Origin of the sequence: Acinetobacter sp. NPDC052428 (assembly GCF_044547685.1) — a bacterium.
Taxonomy (GTDB): Bacteria; Pseudomonadota; Gammaproteobacteria; order Pseudomonadales; family Moraxellaceae; genus Acinetobacter; species Acinetobacter lwoffii_G.
The window spans coordinates 1-25102 of record NZ_JBIUAT010000011.1 but is presented as its reverse complement, the minus strand read 5'-3'; the positions used below and the strand labels follow the sequence as shown (position 1 = coordinate 25102).

Annotated in this window: 23 protein-coding genes and 2 pseudogenes; 10 read left to right on the top strand and 15 right to left on the bottom strand. The window is 44.5% G+C overall.

The window, feature by feature from the left end; genetic code table 11:
* Position 1: 1 nt before the first annotated feature.
* The 9 genes from ACIG3F_RS08240 to nirB form a co-directional block, all read right to left on the bottom strand.
* On the bottom strand, positions 2-1243 hold the full coding sequence (locus ACIG3F_RS08240; protein WP_396469796.1) for a molybdopterin molybdotransferase MoeA: 1242 nt from the start codon (positions 1241-1243) through the stop codon (positions 2-4).
* Complete coding sequence (gene moaCB, locus ACIG3F_RS08235) at positions 1240-2163, bottom strand: bifunctional molybdenum cofactor biosynthesis protein MoaC/MoaB (protein ID WP_004646996.1); 924 nt, start codon at positions 2161-2163, stop codon at positions 1240-1242. The genes ACIG3F_RS08240 and moaCB overlap by 4 nt, the downstream gene beginning before the upstream one ends.
* A gap of 68 nt (positions 2164-2231) precedes the next feature.
* Positions 2232-2774, bottom strand: a complete 543-nt coding sequence (locus tag ACIG3F_RS08230) for a molybdenum cofactor biosynthesis protein MoaE (protein WP_396469795.1) — start codon at positions 2772-2774, stop codon at positions 2232-2234.
* A gap of 1 nt (position 2775) precedes the next feature.
* A complete protein-coding gene (locus ACIG3F_RS08225; RefSeq protein WP_396469794.1) occupies positions 2776-3042 on the bottom strand; it encodes a MoaD/ThiS family protein in 267 nt (88 codons plus the stop codon).
* A 2-nt stretch (positions 3043-3044) separates the two neighbouring features.
* Complete coding sequence (gene moaA, locus ACIG3F_RS08220; protein ID WP_396469793.1) at positions 3045-4070, bottom strand: GTP 3',8-cyclase MoaA; 1026 nt, start codon at positions 4068-4070, stop codon at positions 3045-3047.
* Between the two features lie 230 nt (positions 4071-4300).
* On the bottom strand, positions 4301-4927 hold the full coding sequence (locus tag ACIG3F_RS08215; RefSeq protein ID WP_396469792.1) for a molybdenum cofactor guanylyltransferase: 627 nt from the start codon (positions 4925-4927) through the stop codon (positions 4301-4303).
* A complete protein-coding gene (locus ACIG3F_RS08210; protein ID WP_396469791.1) occupies positions 4924-7701 on the bottom strand; it encodes a molybdopterin-dependent oxidoreductase in 2778 nt (925 codons plus the stop codon). The genes ACIG3F_RS08215 and ACIG3F_RS08210 overlap by 4 nt, the downstream gene beginning before the upstream one ends.
* Before the next feature lie 180 nt (positions 7702-7881).
* Positions 7882-9492 (bottom strand): nitrite reductase small subunit NirD, encoded by a 1611-nt coding sequence (gene nirD, locus ACIG3F_RS08205; protein ID WP_396469790.1) that lies wholly within the window; start codon positions 9490-9492, stop codon positions 7882-7884.
* Positions 9493-9516: 24 nt separating this feature from the next.
* Positions 9517-12063, bottom strand: coding sequence for a nitrite reductase large subunit NirB (gene nirB / locus ACIG3F_RS08200; RefSeq protein WP_396469789.1), 2547 nt, complete (start codon positions 12061-12063; stop codon positions 9517-9519).
* A 503-nt stretch (positions 12064-12566) separates the two neighbouring features.
* On the opposite strand from nirB, the gene ACIG3F_RS08195 reads away from it, so the two are divergent.
* The 7 genes from ACIG3F_RS08195 to ACIG3F_RS08165 all read left to right on the top strand — a co-directional run bounded on the left by ACIG3F_RS08195 (position 12567) and on the right by ACIG3F_RS08165 (position 18544).
* Positions 12567-13145, top strand: coding sequence for an ANTAR domain-containing response regulator (locus ACIG3F_RS08195; RefSeq protein WP_396469788.1), 579 nt, complete (start codon positions 12567-12569; stop codon positions 13143-13145).
* 10 nt (positions 13146-13155) lie between these two features.
* A complete protein-coding gene (locus tag ACIG3F_RS08190) occupies positions 13156-14172 on the top strand; it encodes an ABC transporter substrate-binding protein (RefSeq protein ID WP_180049379.1) in 1017 nt (338 codons plus the stop codon).
* Between the two features lie 245 nt (positions 14173-14417).
* A complete protein-coding gene (locus ACIG3F_RS08185) occupies positions 14418-15362 on the top strand; it encodes an ABC transporter permease (RefSeq protein ID WP_191112896.1) in 945 nt (314 codons plus the stop codon).
* On the top strand, positions 15362-16243 hold the full coding sequence (locus ACIG3F_RS08180; RefSeq protein WP_396469787.1) for an ABC transporter ATP-binding protein: 882 nt from the start codon (positions 15362-15364) through the stop codon (positions 16241-16243). The genes ACIG3F_RS08185 and ACIG3F_RS08180 overlap by 1 nt, the downstream gene beginning before the upstream one ends.
* 77 nt (positions 16244-16320) lie before the next feature.
* The gene (locus ACIG3F_RS08175; RefSeq protein WP_396469786.1) at positions 16321-17328 is read left to right on the top strand and encodes an isopenicillin N synthase family dioxygenase; all 1008 of its coding nucleotides are present in this window, start codon (positions 16321-16323) and stop codon (positions 17326-17328) included.
* Positions 17325-18206 (top strand): hypothetical protein, encoded by an 882-nt coding sequence (locus tag ACIG3F_RS08170; RefSeq protein WP_396469785.1) that lies wholly within the window; start codon positions 17325-17327, stop codon positions 18204-18206. Before ACIG3F_RS08175 ends, ACIG3F_RS08170 begins: the two co-directional genes overlap by 4 nt.
* Positions 18207-18214: 8 nt before the next feature.
* Entirely contained in the window at positions 18215-18544 is a 330-nt protein-coding gene (locus tag ACIG3F_RS08165) for a multidrug efflux SMR transporter (RefSeq protein ID WP_004280373.1), read from the top strand.
* An 88-nt stretch (positions 18545-18632) separates the two neighbouring features.
* On the opposite strand, the gene ACIG3F_RS08160 is transcribed toward ACIG3F_RS08165, so the two are convergent.
* From ACIG3F_RS08160 to ACIG3F_RS08145, 4 genes are read right to left on the bottom strand one after another with little or no spacing between them, the layout of a single operon-like run.
* Positions 18633-19655 carry an ABC transporter substrate-binding protein gene (locus ACIG3F_RS08160; RefSeq protein ID WP_396469784.1) on the bottom strand — a complete coding sequence of 341 codons (1023 nt, stop codon included), beginning with the start codon at positions 19653-19655 and terminating at the stop codon, positions 18633-18635.
* Positions 19652-21460 carry an allophanate hydrolase gene (atzF, locus tag ACIG3F_RS08155; protein WP_396469783.1) on the bottom strand — a complete coding sequence of 603 codons (1809 nt, stop codon included), beginning with the start codon at positions 21458-21460 and terminating at the stop codon, positions 19652-19654. Before atzF ends, ACIG3F_RS08160 begins: the two co-directional genes overlap by 4 nt.
* Before the next feature lie 11 nt (positions 21461-21471).
* Positions 21472-21915, bottom strand: a complete 444-nt coding sequence (locus tag ACIG3F_RS08150) for a CopG family ribbon-helix-helix protein (protein ID WP_004894906.1) — start codon at positions 21913-21915, stop codon at positions 21472-21474.
* Positions 21908-22039: a hypothetical protein gene (locus ACIG3F_RS08145; RefSeq protein ID WP_396469782.1), complete on the bottom strand. Its 132-nt coding sequence runs from the start codon at positions 22037-22039 to the stop codon at positions 21908-21910. Before ACIG3F_RS08145 ends, ACIG3F_RS08150 begins: the two co-directional genes overlap by 8 nt.
* A gap of 612 nt (positions 22040-22651) precedes the next feature.
* Between ACIG3F_RS08145 and ACIG3F_RS08140 the strand changes: the two are divergent.
* Positions 22652-22828 (top strand): annotated as a pseudogene (locus tag ACIG3F_RS08140) (hypothetical protein); the annotation flags it as partial.
* A gap of 19 nt (positions 22829-22847) precedes the next feature.
* On the opposite strand, the gene ACIG3F_RS08135 reads toward ACIG3F_RS08140, so the two are convergent.
* On the bottom strand, positions 22848-23318 hold the full coding sequence (locus ACIG3F_RS08135; RefSeq protein WP_071851482.1) for an IS5/IS1182 family transposase: 471 nt from the start codon (positions 23316-23318) through the stop codon (positions 22848-22850).
* The gene (locus ACIG3F_RS08130; RefSeq protein WP_396469781.1) at positions 23266-23712 is read right to left on the bottom strand and encodes a transposase family protein; all 447 of its coding nucleotides are present in this window, start codon (positions 23710-23712) and stop codon (positions 23266-23268) included. The genes ACIG3F_RS08135 and ACIG3F_RS08130 overlap by 53 nt, the downstream gene beginning before the upstream one ends.
* 89 nt (positions 23713-23801) lie before the next feature.
* Here ACIG3F_RS08130 and ACIG3F_RS08125 point away from each other — a divergent pair.
* Positions 23802-24821, top strand: a pseudogene (locus ACIG3F_RS08125) (ATP-dependent nuclease); the annotation flags it as partial.
* A 74-nt stretch (positions 24822-24895) separates the two neighbouring features.
* Positions 24896-25102: transposase (locus ACIG3F_RS08120; protein WP_396469780.1), on the top strand; the 207-nt coding region annotated here is incomplete at its 3' end.

The following is a 25102-nucleotide window of genomic DNA, read 5'->3' as shown; positions in this document are numbered from 1 at the left end:
TTCAAATCAGTAAACCTTGTACCACATGCCCGGCTTGGATTTCTGTTGCTGCCGGAATACGTACCAGACAATTGGCCTGCATCAGATTACTCAACATATGCGACTGCTGTTTTGCCAGGCTCTTGAGTTGTAAGTTGCCCTGACCAAATTCGGCAGCCATTCTTAAAAATCGCTCGCGTGCATCCGCTTTCAAATCATGCGTCATTACCGCACTAAGCCATGCAGGTGACTCCTTTTGTCCTTGTAAGGCATTCAGTAAAGTTGCCGTATAGATTTGCATCCCGACATACACAGCAGCCGGATTTCCCGGCAAACCCAAGAGATAACAGTAACCTTGATCATCTCGACGATACTTGGCAAATAACATCGGTTTTCCGGGCTTCTGCTTCACTTTCCAGAAAATCTGCTCAAAACCCTGCTCCAGGGCAACAGGACGAATGAAATCATAATCACCCACCGAAACCCCGCCTGTGGTCAATATGAAGTCGTATTGGTTTTTAAGACGATGTATTAACGTTTGCAGCTCATACTCATTATCTGAAACATGCAGAATATCTACGTTTTGACCCTGTGATTGAAACCAGGCCTGAATCAGTGGAGCATTGGCGTCAAAGATTTTTCCGGAATTCAGGTCTTCAATGCTGGAAGCGACTTCATCTCCAGTAATCACAACAGCAATTTTAGGATAACGATAGACTGAAACCTGCTTTACGCCTGCCATGCTCAAAGCTGCAATTGCACCTACATGCAGTTTTTGACCTGCATCTGCCAGACGCTGCCCTTGTGCGATTTCCTCGCCTGCATCACGTATATCCGTATGAGGCTTTAGGTCTGTTGTAATAATGATTTGATTGGCATGGCATTTGACAATTTCCTGACGGGCGACCGTTGTAGTTCCTGCTGGAATCCTGGCACCGGTAAAAATCCGGACCGCCTGACCTGGCCGCAGTTCAATTTCAGTACTTTGCCCTGCCCGAATCTCTCCAATGAGTTCAAAAGTGCTGTGAGCACTAAAATTTTCTGGACTGCAAAGCGCATAGCCATCTACAGCACTTTGTGAAAACAGCGGCAATGGTATGGCCGAATCAATCGCCTCTGCCAGATAGCGATTCAGAGCCCGAGCAAGCGGCAGGCTTTCAGCTACCAAGATATGCGTCTGCTCAAGTAACATCTGCAGTGCCTGATCAACAGAAATCAGTCCCGGTTCAGCACCGCAGGCTGAATGTGATAGTGCCTGATTCATTGATAGCCCCCCGCATGTGGGATATTTTTTTGCACATCAAACAAGTGCACCAAAGCCGGAAGTACCGCGATCAGAGATTCTTTCGCACCCTGACGACTTCCCGGCAGGGTCATCACCAGACTGTTCTCAATATAGCCAGCCACGCCACGACTTAATGCTGCATAAGGGGTACGTTTTTGCCCAAAACTACGTGAAGCTTCCATTAAACCGGGAATTTCCCGTTGCAGCAAAGGTTGTAGGGTTTCGACGGTCAGGTCTTTAGGACCTAAGCCAGTACCGCCCACAGTTAGAATCAGCGGATACTGATTTTTCTGCTGTTCAATCAGGGTCAAGAGCTGTTCTGGGCTATCGGGAATAACCTGATAACTAATAGAATCAAAATTGGCTTCTTTTAAAATTTCCATTACGTTTTGTCCGGCAGTGTCCGGCTTTTTGCCTGCTGCAACCGTATCGGACAGCACAATAACCGAAGCGGACAGACTCTCTTTAAGTACGCGGGTAAAATGTGATTTTCCGCCTTTTTTCTGCTGCAACCTGCATTGATCCAGCGACAAATCTTCCGGTTCACAATGCGGCTTCAGCATGTCATACAAGGTCAGACCTGCCAGACTGACCGCTGTCAAAGCTTCCATTTCCACACCAGTTGGTCCAATGGTTTCAACAGTAGCAATAATTTCGACATGTGCATCACACAGTTCATATTCCACATCGGCACGATAAATCGGTAATGGATGGCACAATGGAATCAGCTCATCGGTCCGTTTGGCACCTAGAATGCCGGCAATGCGTGCTGTTTTCAGGGCATCACCTTTTTCAGTATTGCCATTACGTAGCAGCTCAATGCAATGTGGCGGTGCATGCAGGATTCCAGTGGCAATTGCTGTACGGTAACTTTCTGCTTTCATCCCTACATTTTTCATGATTCATCCCAGACTAATTTTAAAATCGGTTTAAAGTGATTCACCTTATGCCTCCTCATTGGACGCATTTAATTAAATGGTGATTGGCAAGCGTGTGGTGCTACATGGTGATGGTGACAATGCGTATCTTCTGCATGATGAGAGTGATCCGTTTCAGGTGCATGATCTTTTCGGATACAACAGCCTTCGACATATTGACTGCTGCCATCCGTATAAAATTCTTCTTTCCAGACCGGAACCTCATGCTTCACCCGTTCCACAGCTTCCTCACAGGCCGCAAAAGCCTCACGACGATGGGCCGTATAAGCCATAGCAATAATGGCTGTTTCCCCAATCCCCAGTTCACCAATCCGATGCACTACCCGTACATAAGACACCTGGTATTTGGTCTGGATCTGCTGCTCAATTTCACGAATCATTTTTTCAGCCACAGGCGCATAGGCGGTATATTTCAGGGCACGCACGACTTTCCCCTGATGATGGTTACGTACTGTTCCGACAAAGATGCCGATTCCACCACATTCCGGAAAATGCTGAATACCATCAAAATCCTCCATCTTGAAAGCAGTCTGCTGGATTCGGGCAAATTGTTTTAATGGTTTGAATTGCATCTCAGCCTCCTGCTACCGGCGATAACAGCACCAGCGTACTGTCCCGATTTAAAATACTCTGTCTGGAAATAATGTCTTCACCGATTGCACAGGCGCAGCGTTCCAGCATGGGCTGTATATTGGGATAGATGAATAGCAATTCGTTCAGAACTTCAGAAACCTGAATTTCAGACTTGCATTGCAAACTCAAATCTGCGGGGATTTGTCGTTCAATCGCACCGAAGGTTTCTATTTTGATATGAATTAATTTTTGCTGAGTGAGTGACATATTTATCCTCCAATGCTGTGCATGCTGATTTTTCGGATCGGCTTTTGTATTGGTGATTGCTGGATTTCATGGAAGCCGGCCTCTTTACGCCAGATATAAGCGTGGAGCTTGTGCTGAAATGTTTGTGTGACGAAATGATCCAGCGCCAGTTGTTCGATATCTGCCTTAAGGTTCAGGCCTTGTCTGGCAAATAAACAGTTATAAAATTCGCCTTGGGCATTGAGGCGTAGGCGATCACAATCACCGCAAAATGAATGGGTAATGGTAGAAATAATCCCCAAAGGCTGCCCATTGATCAGATAGCCACGGGCTGGATTGGCGCCTTGTCTTGGGGATACCTGGACATCAAATTCGGTTTTCAGTTGATCCAGGATATCTTGCTCACTGATGACATCAGACGGATTCCATTTCTGATCGCCATCGAGGGGCATAAACTCAATAAAACGCAGCTCTACAGCCTGATGCTGTGCCCATTTCACGAGAGGAATAATCTGATCTTCATTAATACCTTTGATCAGCACGCTATTGATTTTGACGGACAACCCTGCCTGCTGCGCGGCAGAAATGCCCTGAAGTACAGGCTGTAATTGTTTTTGGGTTAATTGCTGAAACTGTGCTGGCTCAAGACTGTCCAGACTGATATTCAGATCATCCAGTCCTGCCTGTTTAAGCGCTTGAGCATAATCTGCTAAATAATGGCCATTACTGGTCATGGAAATACGTTTCAGGCCAATAGCTTTCAGCGTCTGTAAGCGGGCAATAAAATGAACAATACCTTGACGCATCAACGGTTCTCCACCGGTCACCCGGATCTGCTCAATCCCGTGTCGCACCATAAACTCGCAAAAAGCATACAGGGCTTCAAAACTGAGCAAATCTTTTTTGTTCATCCATTCCGGATGTTCAGGCATGCAATAGCTGCATTTGAAATTACAACGGTCAGTCACCGAGATCCGCAACTTACGTTTCTGGCGTCCAAACTGATCCTGAAAGATACTGCGAGGTGCTAAAGCTGTCATGCTGTTCATTGCTGCGGTCCATGATGAGATCTGCACGGTTATTTAACAGTCTTGATTTACTGCCCTATTTCTTCACAATGAATGAGCAATAAGTGTTCCAACTTTGCACAAATTTATTTTTAATTAATATTAATGGATAATATTTGTTCTTTTTTAGTCCGAAAGTTTGCTCGAAAAATAAAAAAAGCAATATTTTGGTGAGCCAGAATATGCTGATTCGGCTTTTAGCATTTTAAATGCTAGAGAAAGTTAAGCTGTTGATGCTGCTGTAGCTCATCAAATGAATTAATACTGTGGAAAAACAGGGCACGATTTTTAAAACTTGCCCGCTGCATGTGCATGTCAGCAAAACAGAGTTTTAAACTGTGCTGATCATTTTCAAGATGTTGTATAAGAATGGGTAAGCTGCTGCGTTTCATCAGACAGAATGGAAACAATGCTTTTTCATTTATTTCAACCACCGCCACTTCAGATAAAGGATGTCGTTGCAGGGCTTGATGTAAACGTGAAATGACCTTTTTGGGAATATAGGTCACGTCACAAGGCACAAACAACACATAATCAGATTGTACATGTGACCAGGCACTCTTCATGCCCATCAGAGGTCCCTGAAAGCCGGGTTCATCGTCCTGATAAAAATCAATCGAAGGAATCATCCGTTTATAAATGGAATGATCCCGATGGCTATTGACCCAGACTTTGCTTGCCCGGGACTTCAGTTGCTGATGGATTTTAATCAGCTGGATTTCATCATCAAATTTGTGCAGCAATTTATTGATGCCATTCATGCGCCGCGCTAAACCTCCGGCCAGAATCACCACGTCGGTTTTCGGATAAGACACCGTCTTCATCACTCTTCTTTTCATTCTATGCACTCCGTCTGGCAGGCCTTAATCAGGCCTCTAATTTCTGGCAAACACGAACCGCAATTTCCTCCGGCTTTTAGACATGCAGTCACCTGTTTTTCATGCGTGATATTTTTATCTTTAATGGTTTGAATAATTCGGTTCTTGCCGACCTTAAAACAGCTACAGACCAATGCTCCTTCACTATTTCCCATCGACATGGCCTGACCTGCCAGCAATGCTTTACGATGCAATGCACTCAGACGTTCACGTCTAAACAGGCCAGCCACCCAGTCACGATCTGGCAATAGTGCCGCCGGTGCGATATAAAAACTGGCAATTAACTGGCCATCCTGAAGCACCACACTATGACTGATATGCGCCGTTTGATCTTCGAGATTCAGCCATTCAAAGCTTTCATCATCAAAGGCTAACAGGCTCTTGATCTGCCCGGTGATGTCAGAAAAACGGCGACGGTCTGCCAATTCATAACGGATGGCCTGAGTGGTTTGAATTTTGCTCCACCACACCGTATTTTCAATCATGGTCTGAATCTGCTGTTCAAAGCCTTCCCGTACATACAACACGCCCTGCCACTGGGTATAAAACGGCTGGATCATGACCGGAGTATGCTTAAATTCTGGCTCGCCAGAAATCGGGTCAACCACCGGATTCACCACTTTTCCAATCCGCGCATCGGACGCAAACTGGTCGTTCCAGTGAATCGGTGCAAAAATCTGGCCACGTCGCATATTTTGTGAAAATTGCACACGGAGTACACAACTTCCCCAAGCGGATTTCACCTCGACCAGCTCGGCATCTTTCAGGCCATACTTCAGCGCATCTTGCGGATGCAGCTCACAATAAGGCTCGGCACGATGCTGGGACAAACTGGCAGATAATCCGGTACGGCTCATGGTGTGCCATTGATCGCGAATGCGTCCGGTATTCAGGATCAGAGGATATTCAGCAGAAATAGCATGTACCGGATCGGCTGCAACTATTGGCACCAGTCTGGCCTTGCCATCTGCATGGCTAAACTGGCCTTGGCTAAATAGTTGACCAACCTGATGAACTTCTTGCTTATCCCAGACCGGCCACTGGATCGGTGCCAGATTCTGATATTCCGCAAAACCGAGATGAGTTAAACCTTGCAGGTTGAAATAGCGAAAATTGGGTGTATTTTCACGTTGCGAAAGCGAACTATTCTGATAGGCAGATAAACGGGCATGTTCCAGAAAAATGTCATGGCTATTGTTAAAGTCAAAACCGCGAAAACCTAAAGCTTTAGCCACCCGAGAAATGGCCCACCAGTCTGCTTTAGCTTCACCCGGAGCCGGCAAAAAAGCCTTTTGCCGGGAAATACGGCGCTCCGAATTGGTGACTGTGCCATCTTTTTCGCCCCAACCCAGTGCCGGTAACAGTACATCGGCATATTGCATGGTATCGGTGCCAAGACAAATATCGGAAACCACCACAAATTCACACTTCTCCAGAGCGCGTTTAACCTGATCTGCATCGGGCAAACTCACGATCGGATTGGTGGCCATAATCCAGATGGCCTTGATTTTCCCGCTTTCCACCGCTTGAAATAAATCTACCGCTTTTAATCCGGGCTGCCGGGCGATGACCGGGCTTTGCCAGAAATCCTGCACCAGTTGCTGATGCTGCGGATTATCCAAATCCAGATGACTGGCCAGCATATTGGCCAGCCCACCGACTTCCCGTCCGCCCATCGCATTCGGTTGTCCGGTCATGGAAAAAGGTGCCGAACCGGGTTTGCCTATTTTTCCTGTCAATAAATGACAGTTGATAATGCTATTGGCCTTGTCTACGCCTTGGGAGGATTGGTTTACGCCCATGGAAAACAGGCTCATAATTTTTTCGGTCTGTGCAAATTTCTGAAAAAATAAGGTTAATTTTTCAATAGCAATACCAGTACGTTTTGCCACGCTTTCAAGCGATGACTCTATCGAGCTGCTGGCAAGTGCCTGCTCCAGACCTTGGGTATGTTGGGTAACAAAATCCAGATCAGTATAGCCATTTTGCTGAAGATACTGTAACAGGCCATTAAACAGCGCGACATCCTGACCTGGTAAAATAGGTAAGTGTAAGTCTGCCGCTTCACAGGTTGCAGTAAAGCGTGGATCAATCACTACCACAAATAAATCCCGCTCTTCCTTGGCTTTCATGATGCGCTGATAAAGCACCGGATGGCACCAGGCGGTATTGGAACCGACTAGAACCACCATTTCTGTCTGCTCAAAATCTGTGTAGCTGGCCGGCACCAGATCTTCGCCAAAAGCTCGTTTATGTGCTGCCACAGCAGATGACATGCACAACCTTGAATTGGTATCAATATTGGCAGTACCGAGATAGCCTTTTACAAACTTGTTCACCACATAATAGTCTTCAGTCAAAAGCTGACCTGAGACGTAAAAGGCGATGCTGTCGCGCCCATACTCATCAATACATTGCTGAAATTTATTGGCAATACTTGAAATGGCATGATCCCAAGTACTTATGTGCCGCTGTTCTTTTCGACCTGTCATCGGATGCAGAAGCCGGGTTTTTAGACTAAGTGTATCGGCAAGATGACTGCCTTTAATACACAACTTGCCCAAGTTCGCAGGATGCTGAACATCGCCTTCAACCTGAACCTTTTCACCCATCGGGGTTTGGCTTACGTGCGCGATGACGCCACAGCCTACTCCACAATAAGGACAGGTCGTCTGAGTAGTTTTTATTTGGGATTCAGTAGAGCTATGTAGTTCCATAACCGGAATACTATTCATTGCTGCTGTGCTCCTTAATCATCCAAATTCACGTGTTTCACCAAATCTCTGATCTCTAGCTTTTACAGGTTTGATTTAAATTTTTTCTATGTCTCAACAGCTTTAATCCTCCCCAACCCTCCTTTAATAAAGGAGGGAGATTCGCCTCTTTTTCAAAGAGGGGTTGGGAGATTGATCCGATTACCCTGCTTTCTTTAATGCAAAATCCCGACCAAAAAGCAGTTTGCTGCGGATATTACTAATCGGTGTCTGGTCTGCAATCAGTTCTGCATACCAAGCTCCATCTTCGGTATCGCCAAATAGTACTGCACCAATGACCTTGTCCTGCTGAATAATGATCCGTTTATAAATCTGACGTTTTTCATCATTCAGCACGATATCTTCAAAATCATCCTGAGGTTCGAAATTTCCGGCCGAGAAGACATCACATCCACTGACCTTGAGTTGGGTCGGAACAGTCGGTGCCTTAAAGGTCAGTCGGCCATGTTCAGCCAGATGCGTCGCACAGATAAAGGCCTGTCCCCATAATGGCTCAACCAGTCCAAAGGTCTGACCACGATGCTCAATACATTCACCTACCGCATAAATACTTGGGTCATAAGTCTGCATGGTGTCATTCACCAGCACCCCACGATTGCAGCGCAGACCAGCCTGTTCAGCCAGGGTTTTATTGGGTCGAATCCCGACGGCGAAGACCACCAAATCGGCATCCAGCATTGTCCCGTCTTTTAGTCGCAGTTGAGTCACGTGACCATCCATACCGAGCAGCTCTTCGGTGTTGGCTTCAGTGATGATTCGGATGCCTTTATCTTCAATTGATTTTTTCAGCATTTGACTGGCTTTCATATCCAGTTGACGATCCATAATACGGTCCATCAGATGCAGCACAGTTACATTCATCCCCTGCTGCTTCAGTCCATAAGCTGCTTCTAGACCCAGCAACCCACCTCCAATCACGACGGCATTTTGCTTGGTTTTGCAGTAATCCAGCATGCGGTTAACATCCTGAATATCCCGGAAGCTAATCACGCCTTCAAGTTCAGCACCCGGAATAGGTGGCATGAAGGGTTTGGAACCAGTGGCGAGAATCAGACGATCATAAGCAACGACTTCGCCTTTTTGGGTGTGGACCTGTTTACGCGAACGGTCGATAGCGATGGCAGCATCCCCAGCAATGAATCGAATGCCTTTTTCAGCATACCAGTCGGCTGAATGCAGCATAATTTCGGCAAAGCTTTTCTCACCAGACAATACCGGTGACAACATGATCCGGTTGTAATTGCCCCATGGCTCTTCCCCAATCACGGTAATGTCATAACGATCTGGCGCCATATCCAGCAAGTCTTCCAGACAACGCATACCCGCCAGTCCATTCCCGATCAGTACCAGTTTTAAGCGCTCTGTGTTTTGACCATTACTGGAAATATAAGTTTTTTGTGGAGTCGGACTCACCAGAACTTTGCCATTTTCAATTCGGGTTGGAAATACCAGTAATTTCTGCTCTTGTTCTTCCAGACAACGACCGGTCACCAGACTGAAATGCTGCTTGTAAATTGGGGATGCGACTACACGTTCACCTTGCAGATCGCCCAGAATGCCACGTGCCATGACATTGGCCAGACTAAACGGATCCTGATTGCTCAGTGCATATACCCGCTGTTCCTGACCCACGCGAAAAATTGCAATCTGCTGACCTTCAATCAGGGCTGCCACACCGGTATTCGGAGTGATCTCATCCAGATTGCAGACTTCGTACCAGTTCAGTTCGTTCATGTCTTTTAAAATTGTCATTTTCATTCTCCCTGACTGTGGTATTTAGGCTTCAACCACTGGAATACGGTTTAAATCACGTTCAGCTTCTGTCTTTGGACGAATCTGGCCACGTACAGGTGCAAACTGAATATACGGGTCATTCTGCTCGGCTGCTTTGGCATTGATAAAGGTCTTAAAGCGTTTGCGTACTTCAGGATCTTCAATCGCGGTACGCCATTCATCCTGATAAGTGCCAATCACATGCTGCATACGGCTTTCCAGTTCAGCAGCAATACCCAGTGAGTCATGCACAATGACATCTTTCAGATAGTCCAGCCCACCTTCCATATTGTCACGCCACACACTGGTGCGCTGCAGACGGTCTGCTGTCTGGATATAGAACATAAAGAAGCGGTCGATATATTTGATCAGGGTGGGAGTATCCAGATCCGAGGCGAGCAGTTCAGCATGGCGCGGTTTCATGCCGCCATTTCCGCATACATATAGATTCCAGCCTTTTTCCGTGGCAATGACACCGACATCCTTGCTCTGTGCTTCTGCACATTCACGGGTACAGCCGGATACTGCCATTTTGGTTTTATGGGGTGAACGCAGGCCTTTATAACGATTTTCCAGGAAAATCGCCAAGCCGACAGAATCATCGACTCCAAAACGGCACCAGGTACTGCCCACGCAAGATTTCACCGTACGTAATGATTTGCCGTAGGCATGTCCGGACTCGAAACCGGCATTGATCAGTTTTTCCCAGATTTCAGGTAGTTGATGCACCTGCGCACCAAACATATCAATCCGCTGTCCACCCGTGATTTTGGTGTAAAGACCATAATCTTTGGCAATCTGACCGATGGTAATCAGGCCATCCGGAGTAATCTCGCCGCCTGCCACACGTGGCACAATCGAATAGGAACCATCTTTCTGGATATTGCCGAGGTAGTAATCGTTACTGTCCTGCAAGCCGGCATGGCTTGGTTTCAGGACAAAGTCATTCCAGCAAGACGCCAGAATATTCGCCACCGTTGGTTTACAGATATCACAGCCCATGCCATGACCATGCTGCTGAATCAGGTCAGAGAAAGTCTTGATTTCATGCACGCGTACCAGGTGATACAGTTCCTGACGCGAATAGGCAAAGTGTTCGCACAGGTGATTGTTTACTGTGACACCCTGACGCTGTAATTCAGATTTGAGAACCTGAGTGACCAGCGGTGCACACCCACCACAGGCCGTTGCAGCTTGTGTGCATTTTTTCAGTGCACCCAATGAAGTTGCACCACCTTCAATCGCAGAACAGATATCCGCTTTAGAAACGTTATTACATGAACAGATCGTAGCGCTGTCAGGCAACAGATCGACACCACTACCGCCTGATTTAGAAGTTGCCTGATCAAAGCCCGGCATAATCAGACTTTCTGGTTGTTCTGGTAAAGACAGACCATTCAGCATCATTTGCAGCAGATCATTATATTCTTTGGCACAACCGACCAGCACCGCACCGAGCAATTTGCTCTTGTCTGCTGATACCACAATTTTTTTATAAATCTGCGCAGCTTCATCGGCATAGAAATAGCTTAAGGCACCAGGTGACATGGCATGTGCATCACCAATGGAAGCGACATCCACGCCCATCAGTTTGAGCTTGGTGCTCATATCAGCACCGGCGAAGGCATGGCTGTCCTGACCGAGCACATGTTTTGCTGCAATACGTGCCATGTCATAGCCCGGTGCGACCAGACCATAAATTTTATTGTCCCAGAGTGCACATTCACCAATCGCATAAATGTCCGGATGTGAAGTCTGGCAATAATCATTGATAATGATACCGCCACGTTCACCCAGCAACAGACCGCTCTGGCGCGCCAGTTCATCACGCGGACGAATCCCTGCCGAGAACAGAATGATATCGGTTTCCAGTTCAGCACCATCACCGAACTTCATGACATGGTTGGCATTGGCACCATCTTCAATAGACGATGTTGCTTTTTGGGTATGTACTTTCACGCCCAGATCTTCGATTTTGGAACGCAGTACACGACCACCCAGATCATCAATCTGAACTGCCATCAGACGCGGTGCAAATTCCACCACATGGGTTTCCAGATTCAGATCTCGCAAGGCTTTTGCGGCTTCCAGTCCAAGCAGACCACCGCCAATCACTACGCCTGTTTTTGCATTCAGGCTGGTCGCACGAATGGCATCCAGGTCTTCAATGGTGCGGTAAACAAAACAGTTCTGACGGTCATTGCCCGGAATCGGTGGGACAAAAGCATAAGAACCGGTAGCGAGAATCAGCTTGTCAAAACTCAGTACATCGCCGTGGTTGGTGGTGACCGTTTTATTCAGCTGATCCAGCTCAATTGCGCGGGTATTCAGACGTAGGTCAATGCCATAAGCATCGGCAAAATCACTACGACAGAGACTGAGGTCTTTGACCGTCTTGCCGCTAAAGTATTCGGTTAAATGTACCCGGTCATAAGCCAAATGCGGCTCTTCAGCCAAAATGGTCAATTCGACGTCATCACCGGCCTGTTCAAGTACAGATTCGATGAATTTATGCCCCACCATGCCATGCCCAATCATGAGAATTTTCATATCTGCACTCCAACTATCGTTTTTTTAAAGATGATAAAAAGCCACATATCACGTCTAGGCATTGATATGTCCGCTGATTGAATATGTTGTAAATACCGCAACTCAGCACTTTGTAATGCTGGATGAAGGCTTGAAACGCTTGTGCGTTTTGTATTGCTGAACAACTGACCATGTCATTTATCCTGTGCTGAACGAAATACCAATCACATTTTTTGAAAATGTAATTACGATCAGAACGGACATCGTTGGCCGTTATTAGTATTGAAAGTCATCTTTGACGATTTAATAAATGCAGAAATCGTGCCAACTTTTCCAATAAGAAAACGCCTTATTTCAGGCAGATGATGTACCTAAATGCTTCATTTTGATGAGCTATCAGCTGAAATCCCTAAAGCTGTGCACTAAATTGAACAGAAAAATAGAATTTTATGCACCAATTTAATGGCATGTTTTTTGCTTTATTCCTGCTTGAATATTCCTTAGGCCTTACTTGAAAATATTCCATGTCCAAATTACGAATTGCTCTTATTGATGATGATCTGGAGCGCGCCCAATTCATCCAAGAATCCTTACTTTCACATGATTTTCAGGTGGTGGCCTGTTTAATCCTGAATGACCTGAATATGGTGCATGTCAAAGGCATTCATGCAGATGTGATCCTGCTGAATATGGATCATCCGCATCGGGATATTATTGAAAGCTGTGTCAGCCAATATGAACTTCCTACCGTGCTGTTTACCCAGAACTCCAATAAAGACACCATCAAAAGTGCGATTGATGCCGGAATCACGGCTTATATTGTCGATGGTATTGATCCCACCAAATTAGAAAGCATTCTGGAAATTTCAATTGAACAGTTTCGCAAGCATAAAAAGCTGCTGAATGATTTAAAAGAAACCCAGGACAAACTGATTGACCGTAAAGATGTCGATAAAGCCAAAGCCCTGCTCATCCAGCTGCATGCCTTAACGGAAGAACAAGCCTTTGCTTTATTGCGTAAAAATGCCATGAGTCACCGGATTACCATTGGTGAAATGGCCAGACGCTTACTGGATGCACAGAAGCTGTTACTGGGCCAATAAGGAAAAGCATATGTCCACATTAGAAAAAACTGAACTCAATATTGGCTATATTCCTTTACTTGATTGTGTTGCCATTCTCTGGGCTGAAAAACAGGGGTATTTTGCCGAGCAAGGATTAACCATCAATTTAATCCGCGAAGCCTCATGGTCAAGTTTGCGTGACCGTCTGGCCTATGGCTTTCTGGATGCTGCACATTGCCTGTCTGCCATGTTGCCCGCTGCTGCCCTGGGCACAGACCAGTTACAGGTGGCTTTACAAACCCCTCTAGTACTGAGTGTGAATCAGGCTTTTATTAGTCTGCGCCAAGATCTGTGTTATGAACTCGGCATCCAGCCTGAGGATGATGAACAGATTACCTCAAAGAAACTTGTACTGGCTTTACAACAGAATCATTCCATCAATCTGGCCTATGTTTATAAATATTCGATTCACCATTACTGTTTAAAAGAATGGCTGGCACTGACTGATCCACAACTGGCCAAGAATATCCAGCTGATGACCTCTCCACCGCCTTCTATGGTAAAAGGAATCGCAGAACAGGTATTTGATGGGTTTTGCGTGGGAGAACCCTGGAATATTCAGGCCAAACTTGAAGGCTATAGCTTTATCGTCGCTGCGAGCCAGAATGTCATTCCAAAAGTTGCCGATAAAGTTTTGGCCATGACCCAAGAATGGGCAGAACAGCATCCATTTACTGTAGAGGCAGTGGTCAAGGCAGTACAAAAAGCGCAGAATGATTTAAAGCAGCGCAGTGATTTATCAGAAGTATGGGACATGCTGGTGGACTATCAGATTATTCAGTTTGAATGTTCCGCCCAGCGGCATGTTTATGACTTTCACAAGATCAAGAATATTATCCGGAATTTTGTTGGGGAAAGTGCCGAACCGAAAGTCGATGATTTTATCTGGCTCCTACAGCAGATGCAGAAATGGGAAAATCTTGATCTATCAGAAGATGATCAGCTACAGATTGCGCAGCAGTGCATCTATAGCTTGCAAAACCAGCATGCAGACATTATTGGCTAAATGATGTTACTGAAAAAAAAGGCCTGATTTTTCGGGTCTTTTTTATTGAGTCTATTTTCCAGAAAATGATTAAAAATCTCTGTATTCTGATCTAACTTCTTAAATATGATTAAGAGTTATCTGCTAATTTTTTCTATAAAAATAAGCCCTTTTTAAAGTCATTTCAGGATTTGGGATGAAATGGCATCCATTTTGCTTAGTCAGTATTACGTTTTATAAAATTTGTAATATTGAGGGGCAACACTATGAGTTACGTTGCACGTGAACTCAGTCAAAGAAATAAACTACTGTTTGGCTTGGGGTCTTTTTTAATACCAATTCTAATTTGGTGTGCAGTCAGCTACTTGCCATTTATCTGGCATCCACAAGTCCAGATTACTGATTCAGGTAGTGTTGCCTATTTACAGGTCGAGAGTCGTATTGATAAAGACCAGTTTTTTTCTGCTGCGCAGTCTGCGGTAGATCAGGGTCTTACCCCACCGCAAGGTATTCTGGTCAACCCGATTTATCTGCCTGCACCGCATGAAGTTGCGATTGCACTGATCACAGCTTTTACCACGGAGCCGGCTCAGGCCAATGCGCCCTGGTTTCATGAAAGCCTGTGGCACAGTATCAAGCTGGTCTTTACCGCGTTCTTTATTTCTTCCTTGGTTGGTATTCCACTCGGTATTTTATGTGGGTTTTCAAATAAATTTGCCCAGCTGACCGAACCCTTTGTTGAGTTCTTCCGTTACTTGCCTGCTCCGGCCTTTGGTGCACTGGCAGTGGCAATTCTCGGAATTAATGATGCACCCAAAATTGCCATTATTGTGATAGGAACCCTGTTCCAGCAAATCCTGATCATTGCCAATACTACTCGTCTGGTTGATCGCAGCCTGATTGAAGCCGGTTTTACTTTGGGTACAACGAAACTGAAAAGTCTGTTTCATGTGGTGATTCCAGCAGCCATGCCAGAAATTTATCGTAATCTGCGCGTACTGCTAGGTTGGGCATGGACTTATTTAATCGTAGCAGAATTGATCGGCAGTACCTCCGGGATTACCTGGTTCATTACCCAGCAAGCCCGCTATCAGAACTTCGACAATGTCTTTGCCGCGATCCTGATCATTGGGGTGATTGGTCTGCTGTGTGATGTGATTTTAATGAAACTGGGACAACGCTTATTTAAATGGAAACCGGGAGCCAACTAATGCAAAACACTGAATTCAATAGCCGCGAATACTTTGACAAAATTTATGCCCGCCCGGTGATTCTGGAAGCGAAGCAACTGACACAAAAATTCAGTCATGGCAAAACTGAACGTACGGTTTTAAATGCACTCAATTTGAAAATTCATAAGCGTGAATTTATCTGTGTGATCGGGCCTTCCGGTTGCGGCAAGTCTACGTTTAGCCGTGTAGTCGCCGGTCTGGATCCTTATAGCAGTGGTGAGATTCTGGTCGACGGCCAACCCATCACCAGCCCTAGTCCGGAGCGTGGCATGGTGTTTCAGGGCTATACCCTGTTTCCATGGAAAACTGTTAAAGAAAATGTCATGTTTGGTCCACGTATGAAAGGTCAAAGCAGTGCAGCGGCTGAAGCCCAAGCCCGTGAATGGATCAATATTATTGGTCTGGAAAAATATGAAAACCAGTATCCGCATGAACTGTCAGGCGGGATGAAGCAGCGGGTCGCGATTGCCCGCGCATTGGTAAATGAACCGAAAATCCTGTTGATGGATGAACCTTTTGGGGCACTTGATCCACATACCCGGCAAAAAATGCAGCGTCACCTGATGGACCTGTGGCAAAACATTGATATCACCATCATTTTTGTGACTCACGATATGGATGAAGCCATTCTTTTGGCCGACCGGATTGTGGCGCTTAAAGCCAATCCGGGTGAAATCAAGGAAATTATCGAAGTTGATCTACCGCGTCCACGCCATCCAGACGTCATGCTTAGTCCTGAATTTAAACAGTTAAGACAACGTGTCGATTATCTGGTGCATGCTGAAGAAGATGAACTGGATCCAGCACTGGCAGAACTGCCGGTCATTCCGCGTATGACCAAGGTCAGCAGCAATAAATAATCTTATTCCAAATGCCTTTGGGACGACCCGAAGGTTTTAATCGCTGTGTTGGACGACCAACATTAGAGGTGATTGTCATGCAAGCCCAATATGTACTCCCACTGGTTGATATTTCAAAATTGCAAAGTCCGGATTTAACCGATCGTATAGAAGTTGCTCATGCTCTGGACCATGCCTGTAAAGAAGTCGGATTTCTTTATCTGCAAGGTAGCCAGTTTAATTTTGATTACGCCAAAGCTCTGATTGAAATGGCCCAGTCTTATTTTTCTCAGGATCTGGACACCAAAATGCAGCACTATATTGGCAAATCAAAAAACCATAGTGGCTATGTGCCGATTGGCGAAGAACAGTTTGCCGGCAACAGTTATGATTTAAAAGAAGCCTATGATGTCAATTATGATTATCAGGGGGTAAGAAAAGACTGTCCTTTACTTGGGCCCACCTTATGGCCAGACCATCCGGATTTCAAGTCTATTGTCAGCCAATACTATAGTCATCTGCGTGAGATCAGCCGGCAGATTTTTTCTGCCTTTGCACTGGCGTTGGGCGTTCGTGAGGACTTTTTTGAAAGCAAAATTACTGATGCACCAAGTCAGCTACGCTTGATTCATTATCCCTATAATCCGGAAGTGCAAGATGCCGAAGGCATTGGCGCACATACCGATTACGAATGCTTTACCCTACTACTACCGACTGCACCCGGTTTACAGGTATTGAATAAAGCCGGCGAATGGATCGACATTCCACTGATTGAAAATACACTGGTGATGAATATCGGTGACATGATGGAAATTCTGTCAAATGGTAAATATCTCGCCACCAAGCACCGCGTGAAAAAAGTCTCTGAAGAACGTTATTCATTCCCTCTGTTTTGCGCCTGCAATTATGACACCGTGATTGAACCGGTTATTCACACTGAAAATTCCAAATATTCTGCCCTGATCGGGGGTGAGCATCTGTTTAATCAGACCGCCCAGACCTTTCAATATTTAAAACAGCGCATTGCTAGCGGTGAACTGATCTTAAAAAATGCTGTACCACTTTCCTCTTTTGGACTTGAAGAACAGGCGGAGACAGCATCATGAATCTGTTTGAAGTGATTAAGACTTTAAAGCCCACTATCCCTCAGCCAGAGATTATTCCAGACTTTTTATACGGTGCTTTCCGGCGTAAAAGTATCAGTTTTTATAATGGCCTAACCGATGAAAACACCATTGTGTACTGGTTTCAGTCGCGCAGTTTCACCATTGATCTTCGTCTAAAAAGCCAGACGGGAACTGCTGTTCAGGAACGCCAAGGCTGGATTGGCAATACGCTTTGGGATAACGCCAGCCAGCTCTTGTCTTGGGAAGTGAAAGACTACGCCAATTACCAGAATCATGTGCAGTGGCCGGAACCAGCCAAGCTACATGCGATTGGCAACTGCATTCTGGAGTTTTCTCCAAGTAATGTCTATGTCGAAGACTGGCGCCAGCAGGTACAGCATGGTTTATTTTTAGGCTTGCGCCTTCAGTCTGCACTTGATGTTCAATCTGGTCAGACACTGGAAATGGATGGTGGCCTGATTATTTGTGCTGATCATATTGCCTATGCGCTGACGCGTTTGCCTGAAGTGCAAAGTGCAGTAGCTCAAATGGACTTGAAAGCTGTCGATCCGACCGTGTTTGCCTTGTTGGAGAGTTTTGAGGTTTCTATCGGGACTGAGGGTCAAGCTAAAACTTACAGCACCCGCACGAGCGAAACAGGCAAAACCTTTAACCTGGAAAATTTTGAAGTTCTCAATGAAAGCAGTCTGGTTCAGCATGTGGTTTTTGATGACCGTGAAATTGACCTGTTTTTTGAGCTGGATATATACCAGCCGGATTACCAATTTCAATATGCGACCCCCACGACTACACAAGCTGAAAGCTGGCTGAAGTCAGAACAGGATCACCTGATGCAGCATGCAGAACGGGTGTTATAGGGAGAAATATGTCTTTTTTATATCTGTCGATTGCCATTATTGCAGAAGTCATTGCTACTTCTGCATTGAAAGCTTCCAATGGTTTTAGCGTGCTCTGGCCTTCACTTGCCACCATTGCCGGTTATGCCGTTGCCCTGTTTTTCCTGTCACTGACCATGAAAACCATTCCGATGGGCATTGCTTATGCAATCTGGTCTGGTGCCGGCATTATCCTGATTTCAACGGTTGGCCTCTTGGTGTTTAAACAGCAACTGGATCTTCCCGCACTGATCGGTCTGGCGTTTATGATCATTGGCATTATTTTTATCAATGTCTTTTCCAAAAGTACGCAGCTTTAATTTTTTGATATTCATCTGATAGTAAAAAATCCCCAATCTGGGGATTTTTTATGGGTTTAGATTACATTCCCGAATGAGGAGATATGCTCTATTTGAGTTCTTGTACTAATGTGGGAACAATAACGCCATCCACGTTCATTTCAGTTGTATAAATGCCATTGGCCACATTGAACTTGTTCACATGATAGCTGGAACCATAGATCGAGTCGAAACCATCACCTTTGGTAAAGACTTTCTTGTTGGCGGCCAGATCAAGTAAATGCGTACCATCAATGAACTGCATATAGGTTTTCGCATCGACACCAACCCGTTTGGACATGATCTGTGCAGCATCTTCACGAGTCGCCGGGTCATTGATGTATTTGACAGTTTTATCCCAAACCTGAATCACCTTTTTCCATTGATCTTTATTGGCTTCCAGATGAGTCGGATTCACGGTCAAGGTATCGTAGATTAATCCCGGCTTGTCTTTAGAGGTGAAAATAATCTTGGAACCGGCCACTGCAGATAGAGCCTGATTTGCCACTGGCTGCCATACCGCAATCGCATCAATATCAGGAGTGGCGAACACCTGTGGCAATTCATTGGTCATAGTATTGACCAGCTTGACCTCATTCATGCCAATTTTGGCATCATCCAGTGCAGTGGACAGCAATAAGTGATCGACGAGGCCTTTTTCAGTTGCAACCGTTTTACCGCGCAGATCCTCAATTGAGTTAATGCCATTCTTGGCAATAATTACATCATTTCCGGCCGAATAATCGGTCGCCATGATCATCACGCCCTTGGTCCCGCCAGAGCCAGTGACCAGATTATCACCATTAGTGACCAGTACGGCGTCCAGCTGATTCGCTGCGAATGCAGAGAGTGAAGCAGAATAGTCAAACCATTCGAAATTGGCATTTACCCCTGCTTCTTTTAGCCAGCCTTTTTCAATTGCCACCTGCCAGGCGACAAATCCCGGCCAGTCACTATAACCAATCCGGATGGGCTGAGTATTTACATTCCCTTCTGCCTTGGCATTTGGTTCAGGTACTTTAGCGGTATTGTCACAACCGCTTAAAAGGATTGCAGACAGTACGGAAACGGACATCAGTGCTTTTTTGATCATTTTGCGACTTCCCCTATGCATTCACATTTAAATTTGGTATTTGAAAGTTGTTTAGATTTCATAAATTCGCGCCAGCCACCGAAATGACTGATATCTGTTGCATCTTCAAGTGCATAGCCTTCACAGATAAAGCCTTTGACCCAAGTACCATCTATCAGCTGAACATTACCGATCCCCAAAGGTACTGGCACTTCTGCAACAATGTCCCCGAACAGTGCATGCGGAATGTCCCAGACCTCTACTTCAATTGAACAACCTTTCGCACTGTATTGGAGGCCGGGTTTTGGCGGTGTGGTATTTTTTAAAGCATACAGTTTGTAATGCGAAGCAGTCCGGGTCTGCTTGATCAGGGTGCCACCACGTGTGGTCAACTGAAAATTCAGTGGCATTCCACTTAGATGTGCACCGACGACAGCCAGTTTGACGCTGTGACCTGATGAGATTTCAATTGTTTTTTCATATAGGCGTTCAGAGGTGCCTAACTTTAACTGGCTCGATTGCTGCCATTTTTGCCCAAATTTGGCCAGTGCTTCATCCATCCAGGCGGGCGCAATAAAGGTCACGCCCGTTGGCAAACCATCGGCACGAATCGCATTTGGTAGCGCCAAAGCCGACAGATCGGCAAAATTGACAAAATTGGTATAAGCGCCCATGTGGCTGTTTTTGACCAGAGGATCCGCTTCTACTTCTGCAATGCGATAAATGGTGGGTGCAGTAGGCACCATCAAGGTATCATAATCTGCCAGTGTATTTTGAATAACACGGCTCAGGTGGGCGCGTTCATATTCATCCTGCATGGCATCGACTGCACTGAACCGGTCTGCCTGCGCAATAATCTGGCCAATTACCGGATGGGTCTGCTCGCGTTGCACCATTTTTTCTACGGCACTGGTACGTTCAGCCACCCAAGAGCGATTGTAAAGTGCAGTCGCCAGTTGCTGAAATGGAGCAAAATCAATCGGCTCAACCCTATAACCCAAGCTTTTTACACGTGTGATCGCCAGCTGGAACGCTTTTTCAGTTTCAGCATCACCATAAAATTCCAGTGTATCCGGAATGGCAATTTTTCCTTTTGAAAATTGGCTTGGTACATTTTGAGGATGTACCCGGGAATAATCATCGCTGGCATCATAGCCCTGCATGACTTGCGCCACCTGCCAGGCATCATCCACCGTTAAGGCAAAAATCGAAATCACATCGATGGTGCGACAAGCCGGAATCAGGCCTGTAGTCGAGAACCAGCCTTTGGTCGGTTTGAGTCCGACAATGTTATTGTGCCCGGCCGGGACACGTCCTGAACCTGCAGTATCTGTACCCAGTGAAAATGGCACTAATCCGTTTGCGACGACTACACTGGAACCCGAACTCGAACCGCCACTGATATATTTAGGATTAAAGCTGTTCTTCACCGCGCCGTATGGTGAGCGCACACCGACCAGACCCGTCGCAAACTGATCCAGATTGGTTTTACCAACGACAATCGCGCCGGCAGCTTTTAATTTGGCTACTGCTGTTGCATCGGAAGTCGCCAGATAAGCTGCTTCTTTACAAGCCGCTGTGGTATAGAACCCTGCAACATCAATATTATCTTTGACCGCAAATGGCACCCCATAAAGTGGCAAGCTTGCGCTATCTGCACCAGTCAATGCATCAATTTGTGCCTGTAATTGTGCGACTGTCGCAATTGATATCCAGGCATGATCGTCATTATTCAATCCGGCAACATACTCAATCAGGTCACTAAGCTGGATATTGTTATTCTGGTAGGCGTGTTGCCAGTCCTGTACAGTCCATAAGTTGTGCACAGCTGTTCTCCTTAAGTGTGTTCGGTATTTTGTGGAATAGGCGGCATGACGGCATCCATCAGTTCGAGATGCCCTTTAATCACGCCTTTCAGTGCAATAAATTGTTCGCTAATTTCTTTCAGGTCACTGCTCGCGCCCTGCATCAGCATGACTTGCAGGATTTTTTCATCATCCAGCTGGATATGAAGTGAATTGATCACTTGTGCCAAATATTGCTGTTGCAGATCGACCAGTTGACTGCGCAGCGGTTTCAAGCTGACGTCATAGAGCAAGGTAAGCGTGCCAACCATGACTTCATCGCGGATCACCAGATCATCAATCAGGTGGCGGTTAATCATGTCGACAATGGCCTGCGAGCGACTTTCATAGTGCTGCTCGACAATTTTTTGATCCATTGCCTGCAATGTGGTTTCTGGCACGGTAATACTGATCCGTGCCAATTTTTGTTTAGGCACGATGTTGATCCTTGGGTTGATAGTGTGAAGAATGTTTAATGTGAAAGCCTGCGCGTACGCTGAGCAGCTCAACCAGAAAGTGAAGCCATGGATGCATTTTTTTATTTGATGTCGGATTGTTCATGTGCATCTCCTGTGGATATTACAAAACCAGAATTTCGTATTACTTAGGAAAATGCAGAAAGCGTGCCAGTTTGTGCTTATTGGGAGGTGATAAATAAAATTGGGTAAAAAGGCGAAAAAAAGCCCCATAACATTGAAATGGGGCTTGTTCTAAAGCAAAAGTAAGTTTTGTATTTCACCGGTTTATTCCATTTTGATTGCTCATGTCCTTGCTATTCTTTTTATACATGAATGGTTAACCGATGTTTGTGATTATGAGTGATCAAGTGTATTGCTCTCCTCTATTTATGTTGTATATAAATAAATGCATTAAGCGTGCCACAATATACAAATAGAATAGATTTAAGCAGAATGCGTGGGAAATTAATTACATACGTAAAAAGAGGCAAAACAAGAATGATTTATTTTTTAAGTATGCTTAAAAAAATAGGCCATTTTGCACCATTGGGGTTCGAGGGTGCATCAAAGTGTGGCTAAGTGATTCAGGCCGTCATCTATTAAGGTGTTATACTGCTAAAATAAAGACCAACCAGATGATCAATCACTATTTTATAACTCATTTGAAAAGTGATGAATTACTGCTAAATTAGCACCTATATCTGGGGGCATTTTTATGACAGAAAAATTATATTATTGGGCAGAAAATTTAGAAGACTATACTTCAGATAATGATACAGACACAGAGAATAAAGAAGTTATAGAAATCAAAAGACTTAATTTTTTTATTGGTAAAAATAATGCAGGAAAAAGTAGGTTTCTGAGAGAGCTTTTTTTATCAAAATATAAGATAAATAGACCTCTTTCATAAATCATTTTTTACTCAGCTCCAAGTTATAAATTCCAGCGATTAAACTAAATCTCAAACCAAGTCTTTTAGCTCTATTGCGATAACGTTCCGCAAGGATCTTAAAAGTTTTTAGACTGCCAAATACATGCTCAACCCCTATTCTTCTTTTATTGATTTCCTGATTATAGATTTTTAGTTCAGGATCCAATTTACAGCGTCTTTTGGCTTTTAAAGGCAACAGGCTATTGGGATACAAAGTATAAATCCCCTGATAACCTTTATCCGCAAGAACAAAGGCTCCTGAAGGAATCTGGTTTAAATTGCGTTTGAACAACTCGAAATCATGCACTGCACCGCGACTGGTACATAAACTCAGAATTTGCTGAGTCTTGTAGTGAATCATGGCCTGTACTTTAAAGGTATGGGTCTTTTTCTTGCCGCTATAGCTTTTCTTCTGTTTTTTTAGGCCTTTGGATTGGAATTTCTGTGGCATCCACGATCACAACATTCCAGTCGATGCCTTCGCCCTCGGGTAAATCTTTGGGTAAATTAAACAGATTGGATCGAATCAGGCAGTCTTCAACATGACGGACAATTCTTGAGGCTGTGGGCTCTGAAACCCCGTAACTCGTCGCAACGTGAAATAAGGTTCGGTATTCCCGCCAATAGCTCAGGCAGAGCAGAACCTGATCCTCCAGGCTTAACTTGGGCGGTCTGCCTTTGGCAGGGACATGTTTCTTCAATTGCTCAACCATCAAATAAAAAGTTGACCATGAGATGCCCGTGTATCGCTTGAACTGAGGATCAGAAAGCTTGTTTGAATCGATATATTTCATCCGCAGATTATGCACGAATGCCAAGAAATCTGGAGTGTAAATATTAACCAAAAAGAAGATCATTTTTTGATTTATGAAAGAGATCTAATGACTATAATGATGTAAATAATAAGAATGACTTCTATGCTGAAATTTATCCTATAGTTAATTCTACCAATGGCACTCTAATAGGTAACAACAGTCATTTCGGTGGTTCTAATAAAGCTGAATTATTAAATAAATTAAAACAACTAGATAGTCTACCAAAACAATTTGATCCTAAATCATTATATAATTTAAAAGAGGAAATTTCTAAATTTCGATTCACCAAAAATGATGCTACTGTTAGAATCTCCGATACTATAGATAAATATTTGCAATCTTATTCAAAATTATATATCCCTATTCTTCGCGGCATGCGCCCTGTGACAGAAGAGGTAAATAAACAACCTTACATTGAACGTGCCCAAAAAGATTATTTCCCTGATAAAGAAAAGTTCAACTCCCAAAATATTATTACAGGTGAATGTTTATACCACGAACTTAAAATTCATCTTCTAGGTGAGCCTGAACAACGTGAATTGATAAAAAATTACGAAGACAAATTAAGCCAATATTTTTTTGATAACGAACCTGTTTCACTTATTCCCAAGCATGACCAGGACGTTGTGAATATAAAAATTGGTAAAGATGCTCAAAGACCTTTATTCGAATTAGGTGATGGTCTGCAACAAGCAATTATCCTAACCTATGAAGCTTATATAAAAAGCAAAGATAAAAATGGAAATACTGAAACACATGCATTCTTTATTGAAGAACCTGAACTTCACATGCATGCTGGTATGGTTCGTCAATTGATGAATTTCTACTTAAACGAAACACCTCATTATTATTTCTTTACTACACATTCAAATCATTTACTAGATATGGCTGATGAATCTGATCAAGTCATGATTCAAAAATTTGTAAAACAGCCGAAAGATGATGATCAAAGCAAATTTGACTTTAAAATTTATCGTTGTGACCGTGATCGTGACTTACTTGCCTCATTAGGTGTAAGACCTTCTTCTGTATATTTAGCCAATTGCACCATTTGGGTTGAAGGCATTACAGATCGCTTATATATCACTAAATATATGGAAAAATATTTAGCTGAATTAGAGAAATCGAATAAAGAACAGAGGTGGATCAGGAAATTTGAACAACACTTATAAGTGATATTTTGCTCCCCAAATGATGTTATAAACATCAATATATGGAGTATTTTATGACACGTAGACCAAGAAGAAATCATTCAAATGACTTTAAAGCTAAGGTAGCACTTGCTGCGATTAAAGCAGAAAAAACACTTGCTGAATTGAGTGCTGAATTTGATGTTCATCAGAACCAACTTATTGACTGGAACATTCAACTGATTTCAGCTTCCTCGCAAGCTGTCGATCAGTCAACCGCGCGCGGAGAA

Coding starts and splice junctions, on each gene's coding strand:
- ACIG3F_RS08240 (WP_396469796.1), bottom strand. CDS start 1,243: ATGAATCAGGCACTATCACATTCAGCCTGCGGTGCTGAACCGGGACTG.
- moaCB (WP_004646996.1), bottom strand. CDS start 2,163: ATGAAAAATGTAGGGATGAAAGCAGAAAGTTACCGTACAGCAATTGCC.
- ACIG3F_RS08230 (WP_396469795.1), bottom strand. CDS start 2,774: ATGCAATTCAAACCATTAAAACAATTTGCCCGAATCCAGCAGACTGCT.
- ACIG3F_RS08225 (WP_396469794.1), bottom strand. CDS start 3,042: ATGTCACTCACTCAGCAAAAATTAATTCATATCAAAATAGAAACCTTC.
- moaA (WP_396469793.1), bottom strand. CDS start 4,070: ATGAACAGCATGACAGCTTTAGCACCTCGCAGTATCTTTCAGGATCAG.
- ACIG3F_RS08215 (WP_396469792.1), bottom strand. CDS start 4,927: ATGAAAAGAAGAGTGATGAAGACGGTGTCTTATCCGAAAACCGACGTG.
- ACIG3F_RS08210 (WP_396469791.1), bottom strand. CDS start 7,701: ATGAATAGTATTCCGGTTATGGAACTACATAGCTCTACTGAATCCCAA.
- nirD (WP_396469790.1), bottom strand. CDS start 9,492: ATGACAATTTTAAAAGACATGAACGAACTGAACTGGTACGAAGTCTGC.
- nirB (WP_396469789.1), bottom strand. CDS start 12,063: ATGAAAATTCTCATGATTGGGCATGGCATGGTGGGGCATAAATTCATC.
- ACIG3F_RS08195 (WP_396469788.1), top strand. CDS start 12,567: ATGTCCAAATTACGAATTGCTCTTATTGATGATGATCTGGAGCGCGCC.
- ACIG3F_RS08190 (WP_180049379.1), top strand. CDS start 13,156: ATGTCCACATTAGAAAAAACTGAACTCAATATTGGCTATATTCCTTTA.
- ACIG3F_RS08185 (WP_191112896.1), top strand. CDS start 14,418: ATGAGTTACGTTGCACGTGAACTCAGTCAAAGAAATAAACTACTGTTT.
- ACIG3F_RS08180 (WP_396469787.1), top strand. CDS start 15,362: ATGCAAAACACTGAATTCAATAGCCGCGAATACTTTGACAAAATTTAT.
- ACIG3F_RS08175 (WP_396469786.1), top strand. CDS start 16,321: ATGCAAGCCCAATATGTACTCCCACTGGTTGATATTTCAAAATTGCAA.
- ACIG3F_RS08170 (WP_396469785.1), top strand. CDS start 17,325: ATGAATCTGTTTGAAGTGATTAAGACTTTAAAGCCCACTATCCCTCAG.
- ACIG3F_RS08165 (WP_004280373.1), top strand. CDS start 18,215: ATGTCTTTTTTATATCTGTCGATTGCCATTATTGCAGAAGTCATTGCT.
- ACIG3F_RS08160 (WP_396469784.1), bottom strand. CDS start 19,655: ATGATCAAAAAAGCACTGATGTCCGTTTCCGTACTGTCTGCAATCCTT.
- ACIG3F_RS08145 (WP_396469782.1), bottom strand. CDS start 22,039: ATGAACAATCCGACATCAAATAAAAAAATGCATCCATGGCTTCACTTT.
- ACIG3F_RS08135 (WP_071851482.1), bottom strand. CDS start 23,318: ATGCCACAGAAATTCCAATCCAAAGGCCTAAAAAAACAGAAGAAAAGC.